The following is a 21,305-nucleotide window of genomic DNA, read 5'->3' as shown; positions in this document are numbered from 1 at the left end:
CGGTCGGGTCAGGTGTCGGTGCGGAAGTGCACCGCTTTGTGGCTGCCGTCGCAGAACGGCTTGATCGTCGACACGCCGCAACGGCACAGCGCGACGGTGCGGCGGTGCTGCTCGATCGGCGTGCCGTCCGGGGTGGTCAGGTCGATGTGCCCGCGCACGAGCAGGGGCCCGTCGGGGCAGGCGACGATCACCGGCTGCTCCTCGTGCGCGGTCATGCGGGCACCCCGACGGGCTCGCGCAACGAGCTGCGGCCGGCCTCGAAGCACTCGAGCATGTGCAGACCCGCGAGGCCGTCGACGTACAGGCACGCCGCCGCGCCGAACACGATGTCCGGCAGCAGGTCGGGCTGCTGCTCCGCCAGGCCGCCCGCCAGGTCGCGCCCGGCGATCTGCTCGTGCACCGCATCCGCCTCGACGTGCTCGTCGTAGTACCAGGTGACGTCCTCGCTGTGGCCGAGGCGGCGGAACCCGTTGCCGTAGAAGCGGTTCGGGATCGACGAGGTCATCTCGAAGGCCGCCAGGTGCCCGGTGATCGCGCCGCGCAGGCTGCGGTTCAGCCCGAACATCGACATCATCGTGAACGAGGCCAGCGTGATCGCAGGGACGTTGTCGATGTACGCGCCGTAGGCGTCGTCCAGACCGAGACTGCGCATGGTCTGGCCGAAGATCTCGGCGTGGATGCGCTCCGGCCGTCCTCCGCCGTACTCGTCGGCCTGGACCTCCACCAACGCGGCCTTGGGCCGGCCGGACAGTCGGGGGATCGCCCAGGAGTGCGGGTCCGCCTCCTTGCGGGTGTAGATGGAGCGGTGGATGACGAACTCCACCGCCTGCTCCTCCGTCGCCTTCTTGGCGAGGAACCGGGACAGGCTGGGGCCGCCGTCCTCTGCGGTCAGCTCGAACAGGTGGGCCGCGACGGCGTCGGCGGTCGGCTCGGGCAGGTCGCCGACGGGGACGCGCTCGCGCAGCTGCCGCTCGAAGACGCGCTCGATGCTGCGGCGGGTGCGAAGGAGCTCGGGGTTCCACTCCCACTCGTCGTCGGCGTCGACCGTGCCGCCGTAGTGGAGTCCGTACAGCACGAAGAGCGTCAGCTGGAGGTCCTCGTCGGTGAGGAGGTCGGGGCCGGCGTCCAGCGCCTCGGCGGTGAGGGCGGCGAATCGGCGGAGCTGGTCGGATGGCGCGGACGGGCCGGTCTGCAGCGCTTCGAGCAGCGCCTCGCTCACCGGCCCCCGCGGGGTGATGCGTGGTGTCATGCTTCGACAGAACCGGCGGAGGGGCCGGCGGTCAAGTGGTTGCCAGGGGGCGGCTTCGGTGCGTCCACGAGCCTGCGGCGCAGTTCGCGCGGCGGTGTCGCGGCCCGCAGGAGGCGGCCGTCGGAGTAGCGGACGCCGCCGCGCAGGCGCGCGCCGACCGCCAGCCAGACGCACACGGCGCGCTCGGCGAGCCAGAGCGGAGCCCACAGGGCGGCGGTCGGCGGGAACAGGCTGCGTCCCCCGGCGCGCCGACGGCCCGCCTCTGCGAGCGCCACCACGGCAGCCGCACCGACGAGGAGGCGGCGCGGGCGGCGCAGGGCGAGCACGGCGAGCGGCAGCACCGCGAGTTCCGCCGCCAGGCGCGCGGGCTGCGCGAAGTCGTCGTAGGCCTGGCGGACGCGCTGGCCGAGGAAGTGGCGGACGTCCGGGGGCCGCCGCGCGACACCGATCGCATCGGCGGTCACCACGCGACCGCCCATCGCCTGCACCGTGCGGATCAGTTCCAGGTTCTCGAACAGCACGTCGCCGTCGTACCCGCCCGCGGCGATGACGAGCCGCCGCCGGACGGCCAGGGTGCCCGGGTAGTCGTGCCCGAGCGCCCGGTTCAGGAGGCTGCGCCCGGTGTCCCAGCGGGCGTGCCACGGCGCGGGCACGAACACGTTCTGCGGCCGGACGAGGTCCGCCGCGTCCAGCATCCCCACCACCGCGCGCAGCGCACCCTCGTCGTAGCGCACGTCGTCGTCCGCCAGCACGACACGGTCGTGGCGCGCCGTGCGCAGGCCGGTCATCACGCCGGCGACCTTTCCGTTGCGGCCAGGTCGCGGTTCGACGGGCAGGTGGCGCACGCCGGCCGGAAGAGCCCGCGCGTGTGCGGCGAAGCGCTCGGGGGACGAACCGTCGACGACGGTGACGTCGATCACGTCGCGGAGGGTCTTCAGGTAGGCGACGAGCTCGTCGAGCCCCTCATCGTCGGCCCACCGCAGCGGGAGGACGTACTCGGCGTCCAGCGTCATGCGGCTGCCCGCTCGCCCACGGTCAGGCCGCGCACGACGAGTCCGCTCCGCGGCCGTGCCGGGAAGGTGCGCAGGCTGATCCGAAGGTCCTGGTCGGGCACGTCGTACGTGAACTCGCGGGCGAGCAGGCGCAGCCCTACCTCGATCAGGTCCACCGTGACCGGCTCCCCCGGGCAACGGTGATCCTCCTCGTAGCCTCCGCCGCCCTGCGGGATGAGAGTGTTGGGCTCCACCACGAGCCCGTCGAACCGCTGCGGAAGGAACCGGTCCGGCTGGTCCCAGATCGCCGGGTCGTGCGTCGTCGCGTATACGTCGAGCAGCACCCAGTCGTCACGGTGCACCGGCTCGCCCTTCCACGTGAGGTCGCGCGTCGCGCGCCCGCCGATCACGGGGAAGAACGGGTAGAACCGGCGCACCTCCTGCGCGAACCAGCGCACGGCGGCGCCGTCACCGGCCGCGATGTCGTCCCGCCATCCGGGATGGCGATGCAGCGCGAGCGCCGCGAAGGTGAGGTACCTGCCGACGGCCACGGTGGGTCGCAGGAGGTTGAGGAGCTCGACCGCTGCGACCTGCGGGGGGAGCGGCGCCGTCGCCCCGATGTCGTCGGGTTCCGTGTACGTGGCCACAACGGCCAGCGCCGACCCGGCCGGCGCCGTCGGCTGGGTCCGTTCGCGGACGACGGCGTCGGCCAGCAGCCGCTCGGCCCGGGAGCGCTGGGCGCGGACCGTCCAGTTCTCCGGGCCGACGGTGCCTGCGGCATCCACCATCTTGGCGAGCACCCCAGTCCTCCGCAGGTCGCCGGCGACACCGGCCGGAAGACCGGCCCATGCCGTCACCGCCAGGGTGAGCACGTCGTGGAAGAGGTCGAGGAGCACGATATCGGCTCCATCGGACGCGCCCGCCGCACCTCGCAACTCCTCGCCGAACCGCTGAGCGAGCGCTTCGCCCGACTCTCCGCGCAACAGTCCGAGGAAGAGCTCCTTGCGCCGCCTGTGCGCCTCGCCTTCGAGCGCCTGGACGCTGCCCACATCCTGCAGCAGCGTCAGCACGGACCGTGGCATCGCGCCTGCGCGACGAAAGCGGCCCCCTTCGTAGAAGAAGCGGGCCGCCTCCGCGCCGCGCAGGACGAGGACCGGCCGGCCGAGCAGCCGGGTGCGGAAGTGGTCGCTCCCCGCCGCGCGGAAGCCACGCGTCCCGAACAGGTACCCGTCGCGGATGAAGCGGAGCGTGCTGTCCCCCATCGGCCGCGCCTCAGACCCGCGTGGCGGGCCGGTTGACGCCGGCGCCGCGCGGGCTCAGGAAGACGCCCAGCGCGATCATGCCGACGGCCAGGACGAGGTGCAGCCAGTTGTCCGCCGAGTTGACGGGCACGAAGTTGGCCGGGTGGTCCCCGCTGAAGAACAGGCCGTACAGCCAGATCACGGCGTAGACGATCCCACCGACGACGAGGTAGTTGCGGGACCCGAACCGGGAGGTCGCGAACGCGAGACCGGCGACGCCGTACAGCAGGTGCACGATGTTGTGGAGCACGGACACCTGGAAGATGCCGAGCAGCATCGCCATCGAGCCGTGGCCGGCGAACGACATGTCGCCGTAGTTCGTGGTCAGGCCCGGGATGAACCCGGCGAGGCCCACGACGAGGAAGACGATGCCGGAGATCAGCGCGGCCTTCTGGACCGCGGTGCCCGCGTAGCGACGGTCGTCGCGGTCGGCGAAACCCTGGTCGGAGGGATGTGCGGTGGTCATGGCGGGACTCCTTTCCATAACGGACGCAACCACCGGCGGTGCGGGACGGCGAGGCCTTGACAAGCCGACGTCACCGCCACGCCGAAGCTCACACCTCCGAGTCCTCCATCCGGGGCGAGTAGAGCGTCGCTCCGGCCCGCAGCCGGATGACATCGTCGGTGAAGGAGGTCAGGTCCTCCCAGAGCACGAGGAACGAGCCGCGGGCGCGCCAGCGCAGGTAGCGCGCGATCAGCGCGGGCGCATCCACCCCGGTCCGCTCGTAGCCGGCGAACGAGCTGTGCGCGTGCGGGCTCACCACGAGGCCGTGCAGGCGCGCGGCGGCGAGCAGGCCGTCCGGGGGTCCGTCGAGCACCAGGCGCGCGTCCACCACCTCGCCGAGCCACTCGCCCTCGGCGGACAGCACCGGGCTGCCGAGCAGGTCACTCAGGATCATGGCGGCCTCCCGGGATGCGGGCGATCACGTGGTCGCGCATCCACCGTTCGGTCCAGCTCGCGTCGAGCGAGTCCGCGGCGACACCGAGGCTCACGACGATCCCCGGGTCGGCGACGACCTTCCAGGGGATGCGGATGAAGCGCGAGTCCGGCAGGCGCCCGCCGAAGACGCGGGTCATCAGGACGGGGCCGGTGAGCAGCGCCTCCACGACCGGCGGTTCTCCAGCCTGGAGGTGCGCCAGGTCGTCGGGTGTCGTCAGCTCCAGGTCGTCCACTGTGCTGACCGGCACCGCGCGCGGGTCGAGGATCTGCCGGTCGAGCAGGTCGAGACCGGCGTCGAGGATGCGGCCGGCGACCTTCGGGGGCGTGGCCAGCTTCCGGTCCCGCGCCGCGCGCCGTCCCGCGCGCTTCTGCTTCCGCGTGGTCATGCGCCCGCTCCTGTCACGATCATCAACGGGATGGCGGCGATCGACGCCACCAGGATGAGCCCGAGGTAGATCAGGCCGAAGAAGTTGGTGACCCGGCCGTTCACCTCATCCCCCATGTACTTGGGGTCGTTGGCCACGATCAGGATCGGCAGGTAGGTCAACGGCAGGGCGATCGCCGAGAACACCACCGAGAACTCCGTCACCTGCACCGGGTCCACCCCCGTGAAGAGGATGCCGAGCGCCACCACCAGCGACAGGATCATCACGGCGTGGAACCGCGACGCCGATGCCGGACGCCGGAACTTGCCCCACGGCCAGCCGAAGAACTGGCCCAGCGTGTAACCGCTCGACAGGGTGACCTCGAGGGCCGCGCCGAAGGTCGCGGCGACGAAACCGAGGATGACGATGATGAGGCCGATCTTGCCGAGTGCCTGCGCGACCGGCAGCGCCGTCTGGAACAGCGACTCCACCTGGATGCCCTTGGGGAGAAGCACGACGGTCGCGCAGGCCGCGATGGCGAGAGAGAGCATGCCACCGAGCGGGAAGCCGACCAGCACGTTCAGGCGGGACTGAGCGAGGTCCTTCTTCTTCCACTTCTCCTCGATCGCTCCGGACGAGAAGAAGAACACTTCGTAGGGCGTCATCGCCGCGCCGAACAGGGCGATCGCGTAGTACCAGTAGGTCGCCGGCGACTCGTCGGTGTGCGGCGACGGCTGGAGCAGCACCTGGGACCCGAGGGCCGACCAGTCCGGATGGAGCAGGAACAGTGCGACGGCGAACACGACGAGAGACAGACCGAGCAGCCCGGTCACGTTCTCCATGATGGAGAACTTCACGCGCCACACGACGATCCAGACCGCGATGGCGGCGACAGGGAACCACAGAATGGGCTCGATGCTGGACGCGAGCTGCAGCGCCAGCGCGATACCTCCGATCTCCGCGGCCAGGGTCAGCAGGTTGATCAGGAACGACGCGGACAGGTTGGCGAGGGCGACGCGGGCTCCGAGCCGCTCACGGATGATCTCGAACGTCGCCCGGCCGCTCACCGCGGCCACCCGTCCGGACATCTGGGCGAAGAGGCAGATCCCGACGACCCCGACGAGGACCACCCAGGTGAGCGTCATCCCGAAGCGCGACCCGACGACGCTGTTGGTGACCAGGTCTCCGATGTCGACGAAACCACCGATGGCGGTCAGGACGCCGAGGGCGACCGCGAAGATCGCCTTCATCCGCGCTCCAGCCGCTTGGACGTCGCGTCGAGCTGCTTCGCCAGCCGGTCGAGCTGCCGCCGCTGCCGGTCCAGGACGGCGCCGGTTCCGCTCCCCGCGGCGACCGCGCGCTGGGCGACGGCCACCGCATCCTGGGCCGAGCGGATGTCGGACAGCACCTCGTCGCGGGTGCGGCCGATCCCCCCGAGCGCGGTCAGCGTGCTGACCGTCTGCGCCTCCTGGGCGAGCGTGTCCGCGGAGTCGGTCAGGCCGGTGTCGAGCACCGTGCCGAGCAGACGGTCGTCCTGATCGAGGCCGAGCACGAGGCCGGCGGAGCGGGCGGTCGCGGCGGCGGTGCCGGCGGACTGGGACAGGCTGCTGCGCGCGGTGTCGTCCGCGGAGCACCCCGTCAGGGCTGCTCCGGCGACGGCGCCGGCGAGCAGGAGGGCGGCGCCGCGGGCGGGCGGGAGTCCGTGAATCACGACCGTGACTGTACGCCCGCTGGGAGTGGGGTGACAGTGGCGGTGGTGCAAGCGCCACGGCCGGCGGGTTCGAGCCCCCCTCGGCGCGGCGGATCAGGCCGGGTCAGGCGTGCGGCGTGGGAGTGGGCTCGTCGTCGCGGCGGAAACCCGCCGTGGCCTCTTCGTAGGTGGTGTGGCGGCGCGCCGGGTGCGACTCCGCGGGCGGCGGGACCTCGGCCTTGCCGAGGGCGTGCTGGACGAGGAGTTCGACGAGTGACGCGGCGGTGGTGTCCCGCGCGCGGGCGATCCGGACGAGGGCGGCGTACTCCCGCTCGCCCAGCCGGATCGTGAGGGGCATCCCAGCCGGAGCCCGGCCGGGCCCGTGGACGGACGCCGGCTCGGCTCCAGCCTCATGAGAGTCCTTCATGTCTGAAGCCTCTCACAGGAGAGCGCTCTCGTCAGCAACTTTCTGTGTTCGTCAAGCGCACACGACCGTCCGGCGGCTCTTGCCGCACGTCGAGGCGGCCGGAAAGATCGTCTCGTCGCGTGCCTGGCGCCACCCCGTTCCCCCCGGTCCACGGTGGCGCCGGCGCGACACTAATCGGCGGGATCCTGGTCTTCGGGTGGCCAGGATCCCGCCGCCAGTTCGCGCAGACCCTCCTGCAGCCGGGCCACGACATCGCCCGTCGGGACCGCGGCGCCGGCGAGCGACAGGGCCATCGCCGACGAGGCTGCCGCGCCCACGATCCGATGGATGCGCGGATCGCGCGCCCGCTCCCCGAGCGCGCGCTGCGCTGCTTCCGCCGCCTCCGCGAGCCGCGACGCGACCCGCTCCCGCCCCATCGCGTCCTCCGCCGCATCCGCCCCCAGCTCATCCACCGCATCCCTCATCACGCCCCCGAGGCGATCGAGCGGTGAGTCGTTGCGGGAATCCGGGTCGAGTGGCGACATCGGCTCACCACTCGGCGGCGGTCGCCGCCGTCGACGCGCGGCCGGCGAGGGCGGCATCCAGTGTCGCGAGGAGCGCGGCGGGCGTGAACGGCTTCGCCAGGAAGTGCGCGCCGTCGCGCTCGACCGCGGCGCGCGCGCCGGGCCCGGGCAGCATCCCGCTCATCAGGACGACGGCCGTCTGCGGGTGATCGGCCGCGAGACGCCGGGCGATCGCGTCGCCCTGCACCCCGGGCATCATCACGTCGGTGAGCACCGCGTCGTAGCTGCGGCCCTGCTCGAGCAGCTCCAGCGCCTCCGCGCCCTGTGCCACCTCGGTGACGAAGCCGCGCTGGTCCAGCGTCTGCCGCACGAGCTCGCCGATCGCGGCCTCGTCGTCCACCACGAGCACACGTCGGCCGCGTCCGGCGGCCGGGTCCGGCGCGGGCTCGCGCCGCGGCCATCCACCCGCAGCCCCGAGGGTCGGCCCGTCGGCCGGGAGGGTGAAGCCGATCGTGGTGCCCTCGCCGGGCGTCGTCCGCACCTCCAGGTCGCCGCCGTGCGCCTTCACGATCGCCGCCGACGTGGGCAGGCCGAGGCCCGTCCCGGTCTCCTTGGTGGTGAAGAACGGCTCCAGGATGCGCCCGGCAGTGGCGTCGTCCATGCCGTGCCCGGAGTCGCTCACCTCGAGCCGCACACTTCCGTCGCACTCGCCCGCGCGTACGAAGAGCGTCCCGCCGTCGGGCATCGCGTCGCGCGCGTTGGTCACCAGGTTGACGAGCACCTGGAACAGTTCGGTGTCGTCGCCCGAGACGCTCGGGAGGCGGTCCGGCGCCTCGACCCGCAGGTCGATGGACGCGGGCAGCGTCTCGCGGCAGAAGCGGGCGAGCTCGCGGAGCAGCGCCACCACATCCACCGGCGCGCGCCTGCCCTGCGAGCCGCGGGCGAACGACAGCACCTGCCGGATCATGGCCGCGCCGCGCTGGGCCGCCGCGTCGAGGGCGTCGAGCATGTCGCGACGGCGCGGATCGTCCTCGTCCTGGCGCAGCAGCTGCACCGACATCAGGATGGGCGTGAGCACGTTGTTGAGGTCGTGCGCGATGCCGCCCGCCAGCGTCCCCAGGCTCTCCAGCCGCTGGGTGCGGATGCGCTGCTCCTGCTCGCGCCGGTGCTGCGTGATGTCGGAGTTCACCGCGAACACGGTCACCTGACCGTCCGCGCCCCGCGACAGCTGCCAGCGGCAGTCCGCGACGAGCACGGAGCCGTCAGCCCGGTTCTGCCGCAGCTCGCCCACCCAGTAGCCGTCGCGCCGCAGGGCGGCGTCCGCCGCGTCGAACTGCGCCGGGTCGTCGTAGAGCAGGTCGCGGATCGACCTCCCCACAGCCTGCGACGCGGGGATTCCGTAGATCGTCTCCGCGCCGCCGTTCCAGTAGCGGACCACCCCTTCGAGGTCGCGCACGATGATCGCGTCGCGTGCCGCATCCAGCAGTGCCGCCTGGGCCTCCACCTGCCGGGTGTACTCGTCCAGCTTCTCCCGCGCGCGCTGGTCTTCGGTCACGTCGCGGACGATGATCGCGATGCCCTCCTCGGTGGGATGCGCGTCCACCTCGAACCAGCAGCCCCAGTCCGCGGCGAAGGCGCGGGCGCTTCCCGCCACGCCGCGATCCATCGCGTCGCGGTAGATGGACTCGAACGGACTCCCCTGCGCCGTCGGGAGCATCTCCCAGAGCGTGCGGTCGCGGAGGTTCGCCTCGTCGATCCCGGCGAGCTGCAGCGCCCACGAGTTGGCGAAGGTGAACCGCCACCCGCGGTCGACGAACCCGATGGCGTCGTGCACCTGGTCGAGCGAGTCGCGCAGCAGCCGGGCCATCGCGCGCTGCTCCTCGCGGTGCCGCACGAAGGTCGTCACGTCGTGGAAGGCTCCGTGCACGCGGACGATGCGGCCGGTCTCGTCGCGTTCGGCCTCCCCGACGAGGTGGACGTGCATCCGCCGTCCCGACGCGTGCCGGACGGTGGCGTGCAGGTCGAGGGGATCGCCGTGGATGATCGTGCGCTCGAACGCTGTCCACACCGAACGGTGGTCCTCCGTCTCGAACAGCTCGAGCGCCTCCGCATCGACCGGGACGCGGCCCTGCTGCATCCCGAGCAGCCGGAACAGCTCGTCGCTCCACTCGATGCGTCCGGACTCGACGTCGATGAACCAGCCGGCGAACCCGGCGATGCGCGCGGCCATCCGCACCAGCGCCTCGTTGCCCGCCGCTGCTGCCGCGGCCCGTTCGACATCGCCGATGTCGCGGGCGATCGCGAGCACCGCCGCCACTTCGCCGTCGTCTCCGCGCAGCGGGATGAGCGTGACGTCGAGGAGCCGCACCGTCCCGTCCGGCGTGACGATGCGGGTCACGTAGCGCCGGTTCTCGCCGGCGACCGCCTGGTGGAAGTAGGCGAGCGTCGGGTCAACGGAGTCCGGGTGCAGGAGGCGGGAGAACGGCATCCCGATCAGCTGGTCCGCCGGATACCCGGTGAGCTCGACGAGCGCGCTGTTGGAGTCGACGAACGTCCCCGCCGTGTCGACGACGCAAACGCCGTCGGGGTGGCCGTGGAACAGCGCGTCGAGCCCGTGGAGGCGCAACGCTTCGGAGGGCGTGGTCATCACGCGGCCGGTCGCCGTGTCGGGTGGTGCATGCAGGGGATTGTAGGCCGGGCGGGCGGCCTACACTGACCGGCATGGACACCGACCGGGCGGAGCCGAGCATCCTCGTCGTCGACGACGACCCGCTGATCCGCTTCACCGTCGAGGCGGCGCTGGGCGCGCACGGGTACCGCGTGACCGGCTCGGCCGACCCGCGCACCGCCCTGGACGGCGCGGATCCGGACGCGGTGCTGCTCGACGCCATCATCCCGGGATGTTCGCTCAGCGAATGCCTCGACCTTCTCGGTCGCCGGGCGGACGGCAGCGCCCGCCCGATACTGGTGATGAGCGGCTCCCTCACCCGACCCGTGGAGCTGGCCGCGACCGGGATCGGCTATCTGACCAAGCCGTTCACCCTCCCGGCGCTGCTCGAAGCGGTCGAGGGGCTCGTGGCGTCCACCTCTGGGACGGTGACATAAAGGGGCAGGAGCCAGAACGATGACCGACACCTCCGCACGCACGCGCACCCTCCGCGCCGTGGTGGCCGACGACGATGTCTTCACCGCGTCCATGGTGGCGTCCGCCCTCCGTTCGACCGGCATCGAGGCCGCGCAGGCGACCACCGCGGAGGAGGCGTGGGAGACCATCGTGGCGGTCGAGCCGAACGCAATCGTCACCGACCTCGACTTCGGTGGCGGCGACACCGGCGCCGAGCTGCTGTGGCGCGTGCACCGCGACCTGCCGTGGGTGGGACTGGTCGTGCTCACGAGCCACCTGTCGCCGGAGCTCGCCGTGGGCGACGACGCCCTCCCGCCCTCTGTCGTGTACCTGGTGAAGTCACAGGTGAAGGATGTGGATGTGCTCGTGGCTGCCGTCGACGCGGCGATCGTCGGAGAGGAGCACCGCACCGCCGAGCCGGCCGGGGATGTGCGCACCGTGACGCGGGCGCAGGCCGAGGTGCTGCGGCTGGTCGCCTCCGGCGCCTCCACGCGGCGGATCGCCGCCGAGCGCGGAACCAGCGTCCGCGCGGTCGAGACCATGCTCGCGCGCCTGTACGCAGCACTCGGGGTGGATGCGGACGAGCAGGCGAACCCGCGCGTGACGGCCGCACGGATGTGGCAGCAGGGGCGGGTGCGCATCCGCTGAGCCCTGGCCTTGGGTGGGGAAGGCGTCAGCCCCCGCCGGAGAGGAAGCGGAGCATCCGCTGCCACACCCCGTCGGGCATGGCGGCGCGCACCGTCGCATCGCCGTCGTCGGCGTTGTCCGCGAAACCGGAGAAGCCGCAGGCCTGGCACACCAGCAGGTCGCTGTGCACAGCGAGTCCCGCGCCGTAGTACGGATTGCGCACCAGCCGCGCGACACCCCGGCACTGCGGGCAGCGCGCCTCGCGCATCGGCGGCCCCCTTCCGTTCACACCATCATGCGCCCGATCACCCTGATTCCCTGAGTCCCCTGTTCGCGGCGCGAACGGGCGCAGGACGCCGGCATCCGCCGTACCGGACAGGCACTGTCCCCCGTCGGGGGGCGAACCGGTGACGGTCGAATGAACACCGGGTGAAGCCCGATCCGCCGCCGTCCGGCCGCTTCTAGGATCGCTCACGCCGGGCCGTCGCCCGCGCTCCACCACCCCCTGGAGGCCTTCCGCCGATGTCGACCCGCGCCCGGCTGACCGCGTTCTTCGCGGCACTCGCCGCGCTCGTGGTGGTCGCCTCGGTGCTCGCCATCGTGCTGCGGCCGGTGGCCGCGTCGCCGTCGGCGGGGTCCGCGTTCGAGATCAGCGCAGGTCTCGACGACTGCGGTCGCGGCTGGGGCCAGCCGGGAGGTACCGGCCCGGCTGCGAAGGCCGGCGGCGGCGACCAGACCTTCACCGTCACCAACACCACGGTCGGCGGAATCGAGGTCTACCTGCAGTCGGTCGACAGCAAGCGCGTCTATCTGGACCTGGAGAGCCTCGGCGCCGGGGCGCACGCCACCGTCCGGGTCACGCTGGGCTCGGGGCGCTACCGCTTCGTCTGCCTGCCCGCCGACGCCGACCCCGCGCGCGGCCCCACCGTCGCGGTGGGCTCGCCGCCCGCCGGATCGCACCTCACCCCCGGCATCGTGCCGGTCACGCGCAACGACCTGATATCCGTCGCGAAGACGTACGCCGCGTGGGTCTCGGCACGGATACCGGTGCTGCGCCGCCAGGTCGCCGCGGTCTCCGCCGACGCCGAGGAGGGCGACTTAGCGGCCGCACGCCGCGACTGGACCACCGCCCACACCACGTATGAGACGCTCGGCGCCGCCTACGGCGCCTTCGGCGACCTGGGCGACGAGCTCGACGGACTGCCCCGCCGCGGGCTGACCGGCTTCCACCTGGTCGAGTCGCAGCTCTGGTCGGGCGCGCCCGCCGCGACCGTCGCGTCCTCCGCCGCCCAGCTCCTCGCGCTGGTCGACCGGCTGCCGTCCGCTTTCGCCGACGCGCAGCTCGACCCGGGCGAGGTGGCACTGCGCGCGCACGAGATCGTCGAGGACGCCATCCAGGATGCGCTGACTGGTGCCACGGACGCCGGCTCGGGCACCGCGCTCGCCACCGTCGACGCCGAGCTCACCGGCGCCTCCGCCGCCCTCGCACCGCTCCACGCGGTTCTCGCCCCGCGCTACGACCGGCTGGCCGACACCGAGCAGGCGCTGGCGCAGGCGCAGACGCTCGTGGAGGCGTACCGGTCGCCCGACGGCACCTGGACCGCGCTCAGCACTCTCGACCGCACGGCGCGGGAGCGCCTGGATGCGGCGCTCGACCGCGCCGCCGAGCTGCTGGCCCCGGTGGCGGCCATCTGCGACCCGAGGAGGGACTCATGAACGGGATCGGACGTCGGGGGTTCCTCGCGGGTGCGGCGAGCGCGGCGGCCGCGACGGGTGTCGGGATGGCCGGTGCGGGCGCCGCCGCTGCGGCCAATCGTGCCGGCGCCCACGCCCTCACCGCGCATCCCACCGCCCTCCCGTTCCACGGTGCGCACCAGCAGGGCATCCTGACCCCGGCACAGAGAGCCTCGACATTCGTCGCCCTCGACGTGACCGCGGGCTCGAGGGCGGAGCTCGCCGACCTGCTGAAGACGATCACCGAGCGCGCCCGCTTCCTGACGACGGGCGGCACGCCGCCGGATCCGGGACTCACCGCGCCGCCGCGCGACTCCGGCGTGCTCGGACCCACCGTGGTGCCCGATTCGCTGACGGTCACGGCCTCGGTGGGCGCCTCCCTCTTCGACGATCGCTTCGGCCTCGCCTCGGCGAAGCCGGCCCGGCTGCGGACGATGGACGAGTTCCCCGACGACGCCCTGCGCCGGGAGGTCTGCGACGGCGACCTGCTGCTGCAAGTGTGCGCGGCGGACCGCGACGCGGTCACCCACGCGGTCCGCGAGATCGCCCGCGCCACGCGCGGTGGGATGCAGGTGCGCTGGCGGCAGGACGGCTTCGTCTCCCCGCCCCGGCCGAGCGGCACCCCGCGCAACCTGATGGGCTTCAAGGACGGCACCAGCAACCCCGACACCGGCGACGCCGCCGAGATGGCGCGTCTGGTCTGGGCTAAGGCGGGAGGCGACGAGCCCGGGTGGGTCGCCGGCGGGAGCTACCACGTCGTGCGCGTGATCCGGATGCTCGTCGAGTTCTGGGACCGCGTGAACCTGCACGAGCAGGAGAACATGATCGGGCGGCGGCGGGACACCGGTGCGCCGCTGACCGCGTCCGCCGAGTTCGACGACCCGCACTTCGAGAACGATCCGACCGGCGACGTCATCCAGCTGGACGCGCACATCCGCCTCGCGAACCCCCGCACGCGGGACACCGACGCCCAGCGGATGCTGCGCCGCGCCTACAACTACGACGGCGGCCTGGATGTGAACGGCAACCTCGACATGGGCCTCATCTTCGTCGCCTTCAACCAGGACCTGGACCGGCAGTTCGTCACCGTGCAGAAGCGCCTGGCCGGCGAGCCGCTCACCGACTACATCCAGCCGTTCGGCGGCGGGTACTACTTCGCGCTCCCCGGAGCCCGCGACTCCTCCGACTGGCTCGGGCGCAGCATGCTCGCCTGACCACCCGGAGGCCCCCGCCACGACCGTGCCGGGGACAGTGAAAGAGAAGGAAGAAGGAATCGTGTTCAGACCCTCACGTCTGCGCCGCTCCCCCGTCGCCCTCGCGGGCGTCGCTCTCGCCGGCGCAGCCGCCCTCGCGGGCGCGGGCATCCTGGCGGGCGCTCCGGCATCCGCCAACCCCGGTGGCCAGCACGGCGACCACTCCGACCAGACCATCACCCCGATCAAGCACCTCGTCGTCATCTTCGACGAGAACATCTCGTTCGACCACTACTTCGGCACCTACCCGAACGCGGCGAACACCGACGGCACCCCCTTCCAGGCGGCCGCGAACACCCCGAAGGCGAACACGCTCACGACCTCGGGCACCCTGACGAACAACCCCAACCTCTACGCACCCAAGCGGCTCACCCCCGCCCAGGCGGTGACCTGCGACCAGAACCACAGCTACGCGGCGGAGCAGGCAGCGGTCGACGGCGGAAAGATGGACCAGTTCGTCCAGAAGACCGAGTCCGACACCTGCACCGGCGCCTACGGTGCACCGGGCCTCGTCATGGACTACTACGACGGCAACACCGTCACCGGCCTGTGGAACTACGCCCAGAACTACGCGATGAGCGACAACTACTGGGACACCGTCTTCGGACCGTCCACCCCGGGAGCTCTCAACCTGATCTCGGGTCAGACCCACGGCGGAACCGCCTACGACCCGAAGACCGGAGCGGTGCTCACCACCTCCACGGCCGTCCAGTCGGCGAACGCCCAGGGCGTCGGCACCGTGATCGGCGACCCCGACCCGGCCTACGACGACTGCTCCGACAACGACCACACCGCGTCGTCCGCCGTCGTCGGCATGTCCGGCCGCAACATCGGCGACCTGCTCAACCAGCGCGGCGTCACGTGGGGCTGGTTCCAGGGCGGCTTCACCCCGACCACCGCGTGGAACGGCCAGGCCGGCTCGTACGCCAAGTGCGACGCCACCACCGCGAACATCGCGGGGGCGACGCCGAAGGACTACTCGCCGCACCACTCCCCGTTCCAGTACTACAAGTCGACGTCGAACCCGCACCACCTGGCCCCCACCTCGGTGAAGGCGATCGGCCACACGGACCAGGCCAACCACCAGTACGACCTGACCTCGTTCGACGCGGCCCTCAAGGCGGACAACCTGCCCGCCGTCTCCTTCCTGAAGGCCCCGGAGGCGCAGGACGGCCACGCCGGCTACTCCGACCCGATCGACGAGCAGAAGTTCCTCGTCAACGAGATCAACGCCCTGCAGAAGTCGGACAGCTGGTCGAGCACCGCGGTCGTCGTGACCTACGACGACTCGGACGGCTGGTACGACCACGTCGCGCCGACGATCGCCAACGGCTCCAACGACCCGGCGGTCGACTCGACGGTGTGCACGACCGTGAAGAAGCCGGCGGCCGGCGGCTACGCCGACCGCTGCGGCCCCAGCCAGCGCCTGCCGCTGCTGGTGATCTCGCCCTGGGCTGCGCAGAACCGCGTCGACCACACCCCGACGGAGCAGACCAGCGTGCTCCGCTTCATCGAGAGCAACTGGCTGACCGGACGGATCGGCGACGCGTCGTTCGACACCCGCGCCGGCTCGCTCGGCGGCCTGTTCGACTGGGGTCACCCGCAGCAGCGGGAGGTGCTGCTCGACCCGTCGACCGGAGCGGTCAGCTCGATCGTGCCGACCCGCCCGCACTGGCCGGCCCCGCCCCGCGGCGGCTGGACGGCGCAGCCGTAACGGCTGACGCATGAGGGAGGGGCGGTCCGCGATGCGGGCCGCCCCTTCCGTCCGCGGCGGTCAGCGCAGCGTGTCGCGGAGAAGCTCGTCGAGCGAGAGGGGCCGGCGGCCCGTGACCCGCTCGACGTGGTCGGTCACGCCCGCGAGCTCGCCGGCCGCGATCGCCGTGTAGGTCGAGACCCAGGCGTCGGTCTGCCAGTCCGGTGCGCCCCACTTGGCGCGCGACTCGTACGCCTCCGGGATCGTCTCGTCGTGGAAGGAGATGCCACGGCCGGTGTGCGCCGACAGCTTGTCGGCGACCTCGGCGAGAGTCAGCTCCTCGGGACCGGTCAGGTCGTAGGTGACGTCCGCGTGGGCATCGGGGTCGAGCAGCACCGCCGCTGCGACCCGGGCCACGTCGGCGCGCGCCACCATCGCGGCGCGGCCGTCTCCGGCCGGGCCGCGGATGACGCCGTCGTCGCCGACGAGCTCCTGCGCGAAGTCGAGGTACAGGTTGTCGCGCAGGAACGTGTGCCGCATCCCGGAGCCCAGGATGCGCTGCTCGGTGGCGTAGTGGTCCCGCGCCAGCGTGAAGGTCGCGTTCGGGGCCGCCCCGAAGAAGGACGTGTACACGATGTGCCGCACCCCGGCATCCTGTGCAGCATCGAGGAAGGCGAGATGCTCCGCGAGGCGCTCGGCGTTCTCGGCCGCGGAGACCATGAACAGCGTCTCGACCCCATCGAGGGCGGACCTCGCGGCGTCACTGTCGCCGTACGAGGCGGCGACCACGGCGCTGCCCGGGTAACGCGGCGCCCGCTCCGGCGTGCGCGCGAGCATCCGGAAGGGCACCCCGGCGTCGGCCAGGGCATCGGCGGTCATCCGCCCGATGGCGCCGGTGACGCCTGTGACGGCGATGGCGGGAAGGGAATCGCTCATGGCAGCATCCAACCCTCCACCGCTGACGCCCGGCAAGGCCGGTCAGCGCCCGAGACGCTCGTCGAGCCAGTCGAACATGCGCTGCTCGGTGAGGGCGCGGGCCAGCGGCTGCACGTGGAAGTCGGCGCCCTCGGCCGCGGTGAAGCTGACGAGCGTGGACACCCCCGGCGTCAGTGCGGCCAGCCGCTCGGACTGGCCGGGCCAGAACTGCTCGTGCTCAGGGTCCGTGATCAGGAGCGGAGTGGTGATGCGGGATGCGACGTCCTCGACCGTGTACTGCAGCACCGCGCGCATCGTCTCCGCGTAGCCGGCGGTGCCGTAGGGCCGGGCGCGGAACCGCCAGGTGTGCGCGAGGTCGGGCGAGAACTTCATCCCCAGCTCCATGTCCCGGTCGAACTTGGCGTCCTCGCCGTCCTTCAGGAGCGCGCGCATGTTCGTCGGCAGGTGCTCCGTCCACGAGGTCGAGACGTCCACCACACCGGGGTCGGCGACGGCGGCCGCGAAGCGGTGCTCGAACGCGAGAGCGCGCGGCACCCAGTTGCCGCCCTGGCTGATGCCATAGAGGGCGACGCGCTCCGCATCCACTCCCTCCCGGGCGAGCACGAACTCCAGGACAGGCGTCAGGACCGCCTCCCAGTCCGGGCGGAACGGGATCCCCCGCTCGAACAGCAGCGACTGCTGGCCCGGGCCGTCGAAGACGAGGGCGTCGTAACCCCGCCGAAGAGCGCCCGACACCGCGGAGGACCACAGCCCCGTGAGCGCGCCGTCGCTGCCGTTCACGACCACGAGCGCGGGACGCGGGCCGCCGCCTGCGAGCCCCGACCGGAACCAGTAACCGGGCATCGTGGTTTCGTCGTACGGGATGTCGACGCGGTCGATGTCGAGGTCGACGAGGTCGACCCAGCGGTCCCACGCCGCCCGGTGCGAGCGGAAGGTCGGCAGCAGGTCCTCGTCGGAGGGGAGCGAGGCGACGGCGTTGACGGCGGTGGCGTAGTACGAAGCCGCCCGCAGGTACGCGCTCGCGGCGCTGACCGTGTGCCCTGCGGCTGCAGCGGCGTCCGCCTGTGCGGCGATGCGGTCACCGAGCCCGCGCCAGGCGGCGAACCACCCCTCGTGATCCTTGGCGCGGATGCCCTGCACCGCCGCGAGCACCTCGCCGATGTCCGCCGCACCGCTGAAGGCCTGCCCGATCGTGGTGCGGATCTCGAAATCGAAGTCGGGGTCGCCGGAGAACGTGAACTCGTGGGTGCGCGCCATGACGACAGCCTGCCGCCCCGTCACGCCCAGCGCCATCCCTCGAGCGGGTGGCCCAGCGGACGCGGACGCGTCAGTCGATCAGATCGAGGGCGACCAGCCGGCGCAGAACCTCCACACCGGCCGGCGGGCAGCGGTCGGCGTCCGCGCTGGTCGTCCAGTGCACCGCGCCGACTTCGCCGGACGGGACCGGCTCCTGATCGGTGGATGCGCGGAACACGCGCATGTGCACCTGGCGTCCCTCCGGCTCGCCGTGCGCCTGCGTGCGCACCTCGAAGAGCTCGGCGAGCGCGGCCGGGTCCAACTGGAGCGCGACCTCCTCACGCGCCTCGCGCGCCGCGGCCTCTGCGGCCGACTCGCCCGCATCCACCTTGCCGCCCGGCATGTAGTAGACGTCGCGGCCTCGCGCCGTCACCATGAGCACCTTCCGGTCGCGCACGACGGCGACGGCGGAGACGATGAGGGGTGCGGCGGAGGTCACCCGACCACGCTACGGGATGCGGCCGCTACGGCGTCTCGGCGACCTGCTTCAGCTTGCGCAGGCCCTTCTCGAAGTCTCCGCCGACCAGCTTGTCGAGGTTGACGAAGCGCGTGTACAGCTTGCGCGGGGTCTCCATGCGCCAGGTCACCCGGGTGGCATCGCCCTCCGGCTGAAGGACGAAGCGCAGCTCGTTCGACGACTTGAAGGGACGCGTGAAGTCGAGGTGGATGCCGACGCCGTCCGGATCCACCGCGGTGATCCGCATGCTGCCCGAGCCGGCCTTGCGGTTGCCCGACCAGGCGTACGACGAACCGACAGCGCCCGGCTCGCCCGCGTACTGGCGCTTCAGGTCGGGGTCGAGGTCCTCCCAGGGCGACCACTGCGTCCACTCGGGGAGGCGGGAGATGTGCGGGAGCAGCTGCTCCGGGGTGGCGGCGATGCGCTCCATCCGCTCCACGACGACGTTCTCGGTCATGCGCTGAGACTAGCGGCCTGTCCCTCCCAGGGCCACGGCGCATTCCCGCGGACGGGCGCGCGTGGCAGGATCGGGGGCGTGACCGGCCGAACGATGCTGCTCGACAGCGCCTCCCTCTACTTCCGCGCGTTCTACGGCGTGCCCGACACAGTGAAGGCCCCGGACGGCTCCCCGGTGAACGCGGTGCGGGGCTTCCTCGACATCATCGCGAAGCTCGTCACCGACTACGGTCCGGAGTCGCTCGTCGCCTGCTGGGACGACGACTGGCGCCCGCGCTGGCGCGTCGACCTCATCCCGAGCTACAAAGCCCACCGCGTCGCCCGGCTCGTGCCCGGAGGCGTCGATGTGGAGGAGACGCCCGAAGCGCTCGTGGGGCAGGTGCCGATCATCCGCCAGGTGCTCGACGCGCTGGGGATCGCAATCGTGGGTGCCGCCGAGCACGAGGCCGACGACGTGATCGGCACGCTCGCGACGCGCACGTCCGGACCGGTGGATGTCGTCACCGGCGACCGCGACCTGTTCCAGCTGGTGGACGACGAGCGCGACGTGCGGATCATCTATACCGCTCGCGGCATGAGTAACTTGGAGCTCGTCACCGGCGAGGTCGTGGAGCGGAAGTACGGCGTGCGCGGCGACCAGTACGCCGACTTCGCGGCGATGCGCGGCGACACCTCCGACGGACTACCCGGCGTGGCCGGGATCGGCGAGAAGACCGCCGCGGCGCTTCTCGCTGACTACGGCGACCTGGCCGGGATCATCGCCGCGGCGGAGGATTCCTCCAGCGGCATGAAGCCGGCAGCTCGCGCACGGTTCGCCGCGGCGCGCGACTACCTCGCCGTGGCACCGCGGGTCGTCGAGGTCGTACGGGACCTCCCGCTCCCCGAGGTGGATGCGCGCCTCGCGCCGCCGAGCGCCGAGCAGCGTGCGGCGCTGGCGGCCCTGTCGGAGAAGTGGGGTCTGGGCGGGTCGCTGGACCGCCTCCTCACCGCGCTGGAGCGCTGACCGGGCCTCGCGCCGCAGCGCTCAGGAGTCCGGCGACCACCGCCACAGCTCCCGCTGCGCCAGCAGTGCCAGCTCACGCAGCACGTCCAAGTCCGCCTCGCCCTCCTCGCGTTCGCGCGGGCTGCGGCCGAACACGCACAGCGCTCCGATGCGCGTGCCGTCCGGCGCCTCCACCGGGTAGCCCGCGTAGTAGCGCAGCCCGGCGGGGCCGGTGACGAGGCTGCTGCCGGCGAAGCGGCCGTCCTCGACGGCGTTCGGCACGACCATCCCGTCGGCGGTCTGGATGGTGTGGATGCACGCCGACTGCTCGATCGGGATCGACTGGAGCACCGAGCCGGTCGAGGCGAGGGGCCACTCCTTCTGATCGTCGAGCACAGTGAACATGGCGATGTCGGTGCCGAGCGTCCGTTTCGCCGTGCCCACGATCTCGTCCAGGCGGGCGTCGCCGCCGCGCCCGCTCAGCTGCAGCCGTTCGATGGCACCCACACGGTCGGATGCGTCCACGGCCGGGTCCGCGCGTCGGACGGCGTGCTCCTGGAGTGCCGGCGCGAGCACGTCCACGATCTGCCGGGCCCAGAACAGGTAGTCCGCCGGTGTGCGATGCCGGCCCGAGTCGCCGCGCGGCGGGGCGCCGAGCGGCACGAAGTGCGTGCCCGTCTCGCGGCACACCCGGCGGGCGATCGCGTTGAGCCGTTCGGCATGCTCCTGCGCGATGGCGCCGGCGGCCGAGTCGTACGAGCGGATGGAGCGGATCGGCTGGGCGCCGAGCCAGATCACCGTGCGCTCGGCGGTGTGCGCCCGTGTCAGCAGCGCGCGCAGGTGCGTCTCCCAGCGTGCCGGCTCGGCCATGCGGATGGCATCGGGGATGGTGGCGCTCAGCACGACGGCGTCGTACCGCTCCGGCCCGGCCGCGTCGAGCAGCCGCCCGAGACGGCGCACGCCGGCCGACGGGTGAGGCACGACGTCCACGACGGCTCCGCGATCGGTGGCCGCCGCGAGCGCGCGGGCCAGACCACCCGGCAGCGCCAGGTCGTGGCTGCCGACGCCCCAGCCGACGACCGGCCCGGAACCGACGAGGAGCACCCGCAACGCGCGGCGCCCGGCCGCGAACGCCTGCCGCTCGCCGACCGGCCGGACGAGCCGGTTGCGCACGGCGGCAACGCGGGCGCGCCAGGCGAGCATCCTCGCCCGCCGAGGGAGCGACACCCTGTCGTCGTCCACCCTCCGACCGTAGCCCGGCCCCCGCGGCCGCCCAAACC

At 72.4% G+C, this 21,305-nt stretch carries 24 protein-coding genes; 6 read left to right on the top strand and 18 right to left on the bottom strand.

All coding sequences use genetic code 11. From position 1 onward, the window contains the following. Positions 1 to 8: 8 nt before the first annotated feature. The 12 genes from ACTJI1_RS14480 to ACTJI1_RS14425 form a co-directional block, all read right to left on the bottom strand. Positions 9 to 215 (bottom strand): CDGSH iron-sulfur domain-containing protein, encoded by a 207-nt coding sequence (locus ACTJI1_RS14480; protein ID WP_440743180.1) that lies wholly within the window; start codon positions 213 to 215, stop codon positions 9 to 11. Then, on the bottom strand, positions 212 to 1,249 hold the full coding sequence (locus ACTJI1_RS14475) for an iron-containing redox enzyme family protein (protein ID WP_440743179.1): 1,038 nt from the start codon (positions 1,247 to 1,249) through the stop codon (positions 212 to 214). Before ACTJI1_RS14475 ends, ACTJI1_RS14480 begins: the two co-directional genes overlap by 4 nt. Then, entirely contained in the window at positions 1,246 to 2,262 is a 1,017-nt protein-coding gene (locus ACTJI1_RS14470) for a glycosyltransferase (protein ID WP_440743178.1), read from the bottom strand. Before ACTJI1_RS14470 ends, ACTJI1_RS14475 begins: the two co-directional genes overlap by 4 nt. Continuing rightward, complete coding sequence (locus ACTJI1_RS14465; protein WP_440743177.1) at positions 2,259 to 3,503, bottom strand: cytochrome P450; 1,245 nt, start codon at positions 3,501 to 3,503, stop codon at positions 2,259 to 2,261. Before ACTJI1_RS14465 ends, ACTJI1_RS14470 begins: the two co-directional genes overlap by 4 nt. A 10-nt stretch (positions 3,504 to 3,513) precedes the next feature. Next, entirely contained in the window at positions 3,514 to 4,008 is a 495-nt protein-coding gene (locus ACTJI1_RS14460; protein ID WP_440743176.1) for a DUF4383 domain-containing protein, read from the bottom strand. 88 nt (positions 4,009 to 4,096) lie between these two features. Further along, the gene (locus ACTJI1_RS14455; RefSeq protein WP_440743175.1) at positions 4,097 to 4,441 is read right to left on the bottom strand and encodes a PRC-barrel domain-containing protein; all 345 of its coding nucleotides are present in this window, start codon (positions 4,439 to 4,441) and stop codon (positions 4,097 to 4,099) included. Then, entirely contained in the window at positions 4,428 to 4,868 is a 441-nt protein-coding gene (locus ACTJI1_RS14450; RefSeq protein WP_440743174.1) for a hypothetical protein, read from the bottom strand. Before ACTJI1_RS14450 ends, ACTJI1_RS14455 begins: the two co-directional genes overlap by 14 nt. After that, positions 4,865 to 6,097: an NRAMP family divalent metal transporter gene (locus ACTJI1_RS14445; protein WP_310132294.1), complete on the bottom strand. Its 1,233-nt coding sequence runs from the start codon at positions 6,095 to 6,097 to the stop codon at positions 4,865 to 4,867. The genes ACTJI1_RS14450 and ACTJI1_RS14445 overlap by 4 nt, the downstream gene beginning before the upstream one ends. After that, positions 6,094 to 6,558, bottom strand: coding sequence for a hypothetical protein (locus tag ACTJI1_RS14440; protein ID WP_440743173.1), 465 nt, complete (start codon positions 6,556 to 6,558; stop codon positions 6,094 to 6,096). The genes ACTJI1_RS14445 and ACTJI1_RS14440 overlap by 4 nt, the downstream gene beginning before the upstream one ends. 103 nt (positions 6,559 to 6,661) lie before the next feature. Beyond that, positions 6,662 to 6,964 carry a hypothetical protein gene (locus tag ACTJI1_RS14435; protein ID WP_310132299.1) on the bottom strand — a complete coding sequence of 101 codons (303 nt, stop codon included), beginning with the start codon at positions 6,962 to 6,964 and terminating at the stop codon, positions 6,662 to 6,664. A gap of 170 nt (positions 6,965 to 7,134) precedes the next feature. Then, positions 7,135 to 7,488 carry a hypothetical protein gene (locus tag ACTJI1_RS14430; protein ID WP_440743172.1) on the bottom strand — a complete coding sequence of 118 codons (354 nt, stop codon included), beginning with the start codon at positions 7,486 to 7,488 and terminating at the stop codon, positions 7,135 to 7,137. Between the two features lie 4 nt (positions 7,489 to 7,492). Further along, entirely contained in the window at positions 7,493 to 10,114 is a 2,622-nt protein-coding gene (locus tag ACTJI1_RS14425) for a PAS domain-containing hybrid sensor histidine kinase/response regulator (RefSeq protein WP_440743171.1), read from the bottom strand. Between the two features lie 74 nt (positions 10,115 to 10,188). Between ACTJI1_RS14425 and ACTJI1_RS14420 the strand changes: the two genes are divergently transcribed. After that, positions 10,189 to 10,572 (top strand): response regulator, encoded by a 384-nt coding sequence (locus ACTJI1_RS14420; RefSeq protein WP_440743170.1) that lies wholly within the window; start codon positions 10,189 to 10,191, stop codon positions 10,570 to 10,572. 19 nt (positions 10,573 to 10,591) lie between these two features. Beyond that, a complete protein-coding gene (locus ACTJI1_RS14415) occupies positions 10,592 to 11,239 on the top strand; it encodes a response regulator (RefSeq protein ID WP_310132306.1) in 648 nt (215 codons plus the stop codon). 25 nt (positions 11,240 to 11,264) lie between these two features. Here the strand turns inward: ACTJI1_RS14415 and ACTJI1_RS14410 are convergent, their stop codons facing one another. Then, positions 11,265 to 11,486: a hypothetical protein gene (locus ACTJI1_RS14410; protein WP_310132308.1), complete on the bottom strand. Its 222-nt coding sequence runs from the start codon at positions 11,484 to 11,486 to the stop codon at positions 11,265 to 11,267. 254 nt (positions 11,487 to 11,740) lie between these two features. Here ACTJI1_RS14410 and ACTJI1_RS14405 point away from each other — a divergent pair, with 254 nt between their 5' ends. The 3 genes from ACTJI1_RS14405 to ACTJI1_RS14395 all read left to right on the top strand — a co-directional run bounded on the left by ACTJI1_RS14405 (position 11,741) and on the right by ACTJI1_RS14395 (position 15,919). Further along, entirely contained in the window at positions 11,741 to 12,934 is a 1,194-nt protein-coding gene (locus tag ACTJI1_RS14405) for an EfeM/EfeO family lipoprotein (RefSeq protein WP_440743169.1), read from the top strand. Beyond that, complete coding sequence (efeB, locus tag ACTJI1_RS14400; protein WP_440743168.1) at positions 12,931 to 14,166, top strand: iron uptake transporter deferrochelatase/peroxidase subunit; 1,236 nt, start codon at positions 12,931 to 12,933, stop codon at positions 14,164 to 14,166. The genes ACTJI1_RS14405 and efeB overlap by 4 nt, the downstream gene beginning before the upstream one ends. A 61-nt stretch (positions 14,167 to 14,227) precedes the next feature. Then, a complete protein-coding gene (locus ACTJI1_RS14395; RefSeq protein WP_440743167.1) occupies positions 14,228 to 15,919 on the top strand; it encodes a phospholipase C in 1,692 nt (563 codons plus the stop codon). Positions 15,920 to 15,979: 60 nt separating this feature from the next. Here the strand turns inward: ACTJI1_RS14395 and ACTJI1_RS14390 are convergent, their stop codons facing one another. The 4 genes from ACTJI1_RS14390 to ACTJI1_RS14375 form a co-directional block, all read right to left on the bottom strand. Further along, a complete protein-coding gene (locus ACTJI1_RS14390) occupies positions 15,980 to 16,834 on the bottom strand; it encodes an SDR family oxidoreductase (protein ID WP_440743166.1) in 855 nt (284 codons plus the stop codon). 42 nt (positions 16,835 to 16,876) lie between these two features. Further along, positions 16,877 to 18,091, bottom strand: coding sequence for an alpha/beta hydrolase family protein (locus ACTJI1_RS14385; RefSeq protein WP_440743165.1), 1,215 nt, complete (start codon positions 18,089 to 18,091; stop codon positions 16,877 to 16,879). 70 nt (positions 18,092 to 18,161) lie between these two features. Beyond that, positions 18,162 to 18,569 (bottom strand): NUDIX hydrolase, encoded by a 408-nt coding sequence (locus ACTJI1_RS14380; protein ID WP_440743164.1) that lies wholly within the window; start codon positions 18,567 to 18,569, stop codon positions 18,162 to 18,164. A gap of 25 nt (positions 18,570 to 18,594) precedes the next feature. Further along, positions 18,595 to 19,044 (bottom strand): SRPBCC family protein, encoded by a 450-nt coding sequence (locus tag ACTJI1_RS14375; RefSeq protein ID WP_440743163.1) that lies wholly within the window; start codon positions 19,042 to 19,044, stop codon positions 18,595 to 18,597. Between the two features lie 93 nt (positions 19,045 to 19,137). Between ACTJI1_RS14375 and ACTJI1_RS14370 the strand changes: the two genes are divergently transcribed. Continuing rightward, positions 19,138 to 20,046, top strand: coding sequence for a 5'-3' exonuclease (locus tag ACTJI1_RS14370; protein ID WP_440743393.1), 909 nt, complete (start codon positions 19,138 to 19,140; stop codon positions 20,044 to 20,046). A gap of 21 nt (positions 20,047 to 20,067) precedes the next feature. On the opposite strand, the gene ACTJI1_RS14365 is transcribed toward ACTJI1_RS14370, so the two are convergent. Then, positions 20,068 to 21,267 (bottom strand): GAF domain-containing protein, encoded by a 1,200-nt coding sequence (locus ACTJI1_RS14365; RefSeq protein WP_440743162.1) that lies wholly within the window; start codon positions 21,265 to 21,267, stop codon positions 20,068 to 20,070. Positions 21,268 to 21,305 lie beyond the last annotated feature (38 nt).

Source organism: Leifsonia sp. 22587 (assembly GCF_052044215.1).
In the GTDB taxonomy this organism is placed as follows: Bacteria; Actinomycetota; Actinomycetes; order Actinomycetales; family Microbacteriaceae; genus Leifsonia; species Leifsonia shinshuensis_C.
This window is presented reverse-complemented; position numbering and strand designations above follow the sequence as displayed.

What these genes read in the sequence shown, in the direction of transcription:
- ACTJI1_RS14480 (WP_440743180.1), bottom strand. Translation starts at nt 215, where the DNA reads ATGACCGCGCACGAGGAGCAGCCGGTGATCGTCGCCTGCCCCGACGGG.
- ACTJI1_RS14475 (WP_440743179.1), bottom strand. Translation starts at nt 1,249, where the DNA reads ATGACACCACGCATCACCCCGCGGGGGCCGGTGAGCGAGGCGCTGCTC.
- ACTJI1_RS14470 (WP_440743178.1), bottom strand. Translation starts at nt 2,262, where the DNA reads ATGACGCTGGACGCCGAGTACGTCCTCCCGCTGCGGTGGGCCGACGAT.
- ACTJI1_RS14465 (WP_440743177.1), bottom strand. Translation starts at nt 3,503, where the DNA reads ATGGGGGACAGCACGCTCCGCTTCATCCGCGACGGGTACCTGTTCGGG.
- ACTJI1_RS14460 (WP_440743176.1), bottom strand. Translation starts at nt 4,008, where the DNA reads ATGACCACCGCACATCCCTCCGACCAGGGTTTCGCCGACCGCGACGAC.
- ACTJI1_RS14455 (WP_440743175.1), bottom strand. Translation starts at nt 4,441, where the DNA reads ATGATCCTGAGTGACCTGCTCGGCAGCCCGGTGCTGTCCGCCGAGGGC.
- ACTJI1_RS14450 (WP_440743174.1), bottom strand. Translation starts at nt 4,868, where the DNA reads ATGACCACGCGGAAGCAGAAGCGCGCGGGACGGCGCGCGGCGCGGGAC.
- ACTJI1_RS14445 (WP_310132294.1), bottom strand. Translation starts at nt 6,097, where the DNA reads ATGAAGGCGATCTTCGCGGTCGCCCTCGGCGTCCTGACCGCCATCGGT.
- ACTJI1_RS14435 (WP_310132299.1), bottom strand. Translation starts at nt 6,964, where the DNA reads ATGAAGGACTCTCATGAGGCTGGAGCCGAGCCGGCGTCCGTCCACGGG.
- ACTJI1_RS14430 (WP_440743172.1), bottom strand. Translation starts at nt 7,488, where the DNA reads ATGTCGCCACTCGACCCGGATTCCCGCAACGACTCACCGCTCGATCGC.
- ACTJI1_RS14425 (WP_440743171.1), bottom strand. Translation starts at nt 10,114, where the DNA reads ATGACCACGCCCTCCGAAGCGTTGCGCCTCCACGGGCTCGACGCGCTG.
- ACTJI1_RS14420 (WP_440743170.1), top strand. Translation starts at nt 10,189, where the DNA reads ATGGACACCGACCGGGCGGAGCCGAGCATCCTCGTCGTCGACGACGAC.
- ACTJI1_RS14415 (WP_310132306.1), top strand. Translation starts at nt 10,592, where the DNA reads ATGACCGACACCTCCGCACGCACGCGCACCCTCCGCGCCGTGGTGGCC.
- ACTJI1_RS14410 (WP_310132308.1), bottom strand. Translation starts at nt 11,486, where the DNA reads ATGCGCGAGGCGCGCTGCCCGCAGTGCCGGGGTGTCGCGCGGCTGGTG.
- ACTJI1_RS14405 (WP_440743169.1), top strand. Translation starts at nt 11,741, where the DNA reads ATGTCGACCCGCGCCCGGCTGACCGCGTTCTTCGCGGCACTCGCCGCG.
- efeB (WP_440743168.1), top strand. Translation starts at nt 12,931, where the DNA reads ATGAACGGGATCGGACGTCGGGGGTTCCTCGCGGGTGCGGCGAGCGCG.
- ACTJI1_RS14390 (WP_440743166.1), bottom strand. Translation starts at nt 16,834, where the DNA reads ATGAGCGATTCCCTTCCCGCCATCGCCGTCACAGGCGTCACCGGCGCC.
- ACTJI1_RS14385 (WP_440743165.1), bottom strand. Translation starts at nt 18,091, where the DNA reads ATGGCGCGCACCCACGAGTTCACGTTCTCCGGCGACCCCGACTTCGAT.
- ACTJI1_RS14375 (WP_440743163.1), bottom strand. Translation starts at nt 19,044, where the DNA reads ATGACCGAGAACGTCGTCGTGGAGCGGATGGAGCGCATCGCCGCCACC.
- ACTJI1_RS14370 (WP_440743393.1), top strand. Translation starts at nt 19,138, where the DNA reads ATGCTGCTCGACAGCGCCTCCCTCTACTTCCGCGCGTTCTACGGCGTG.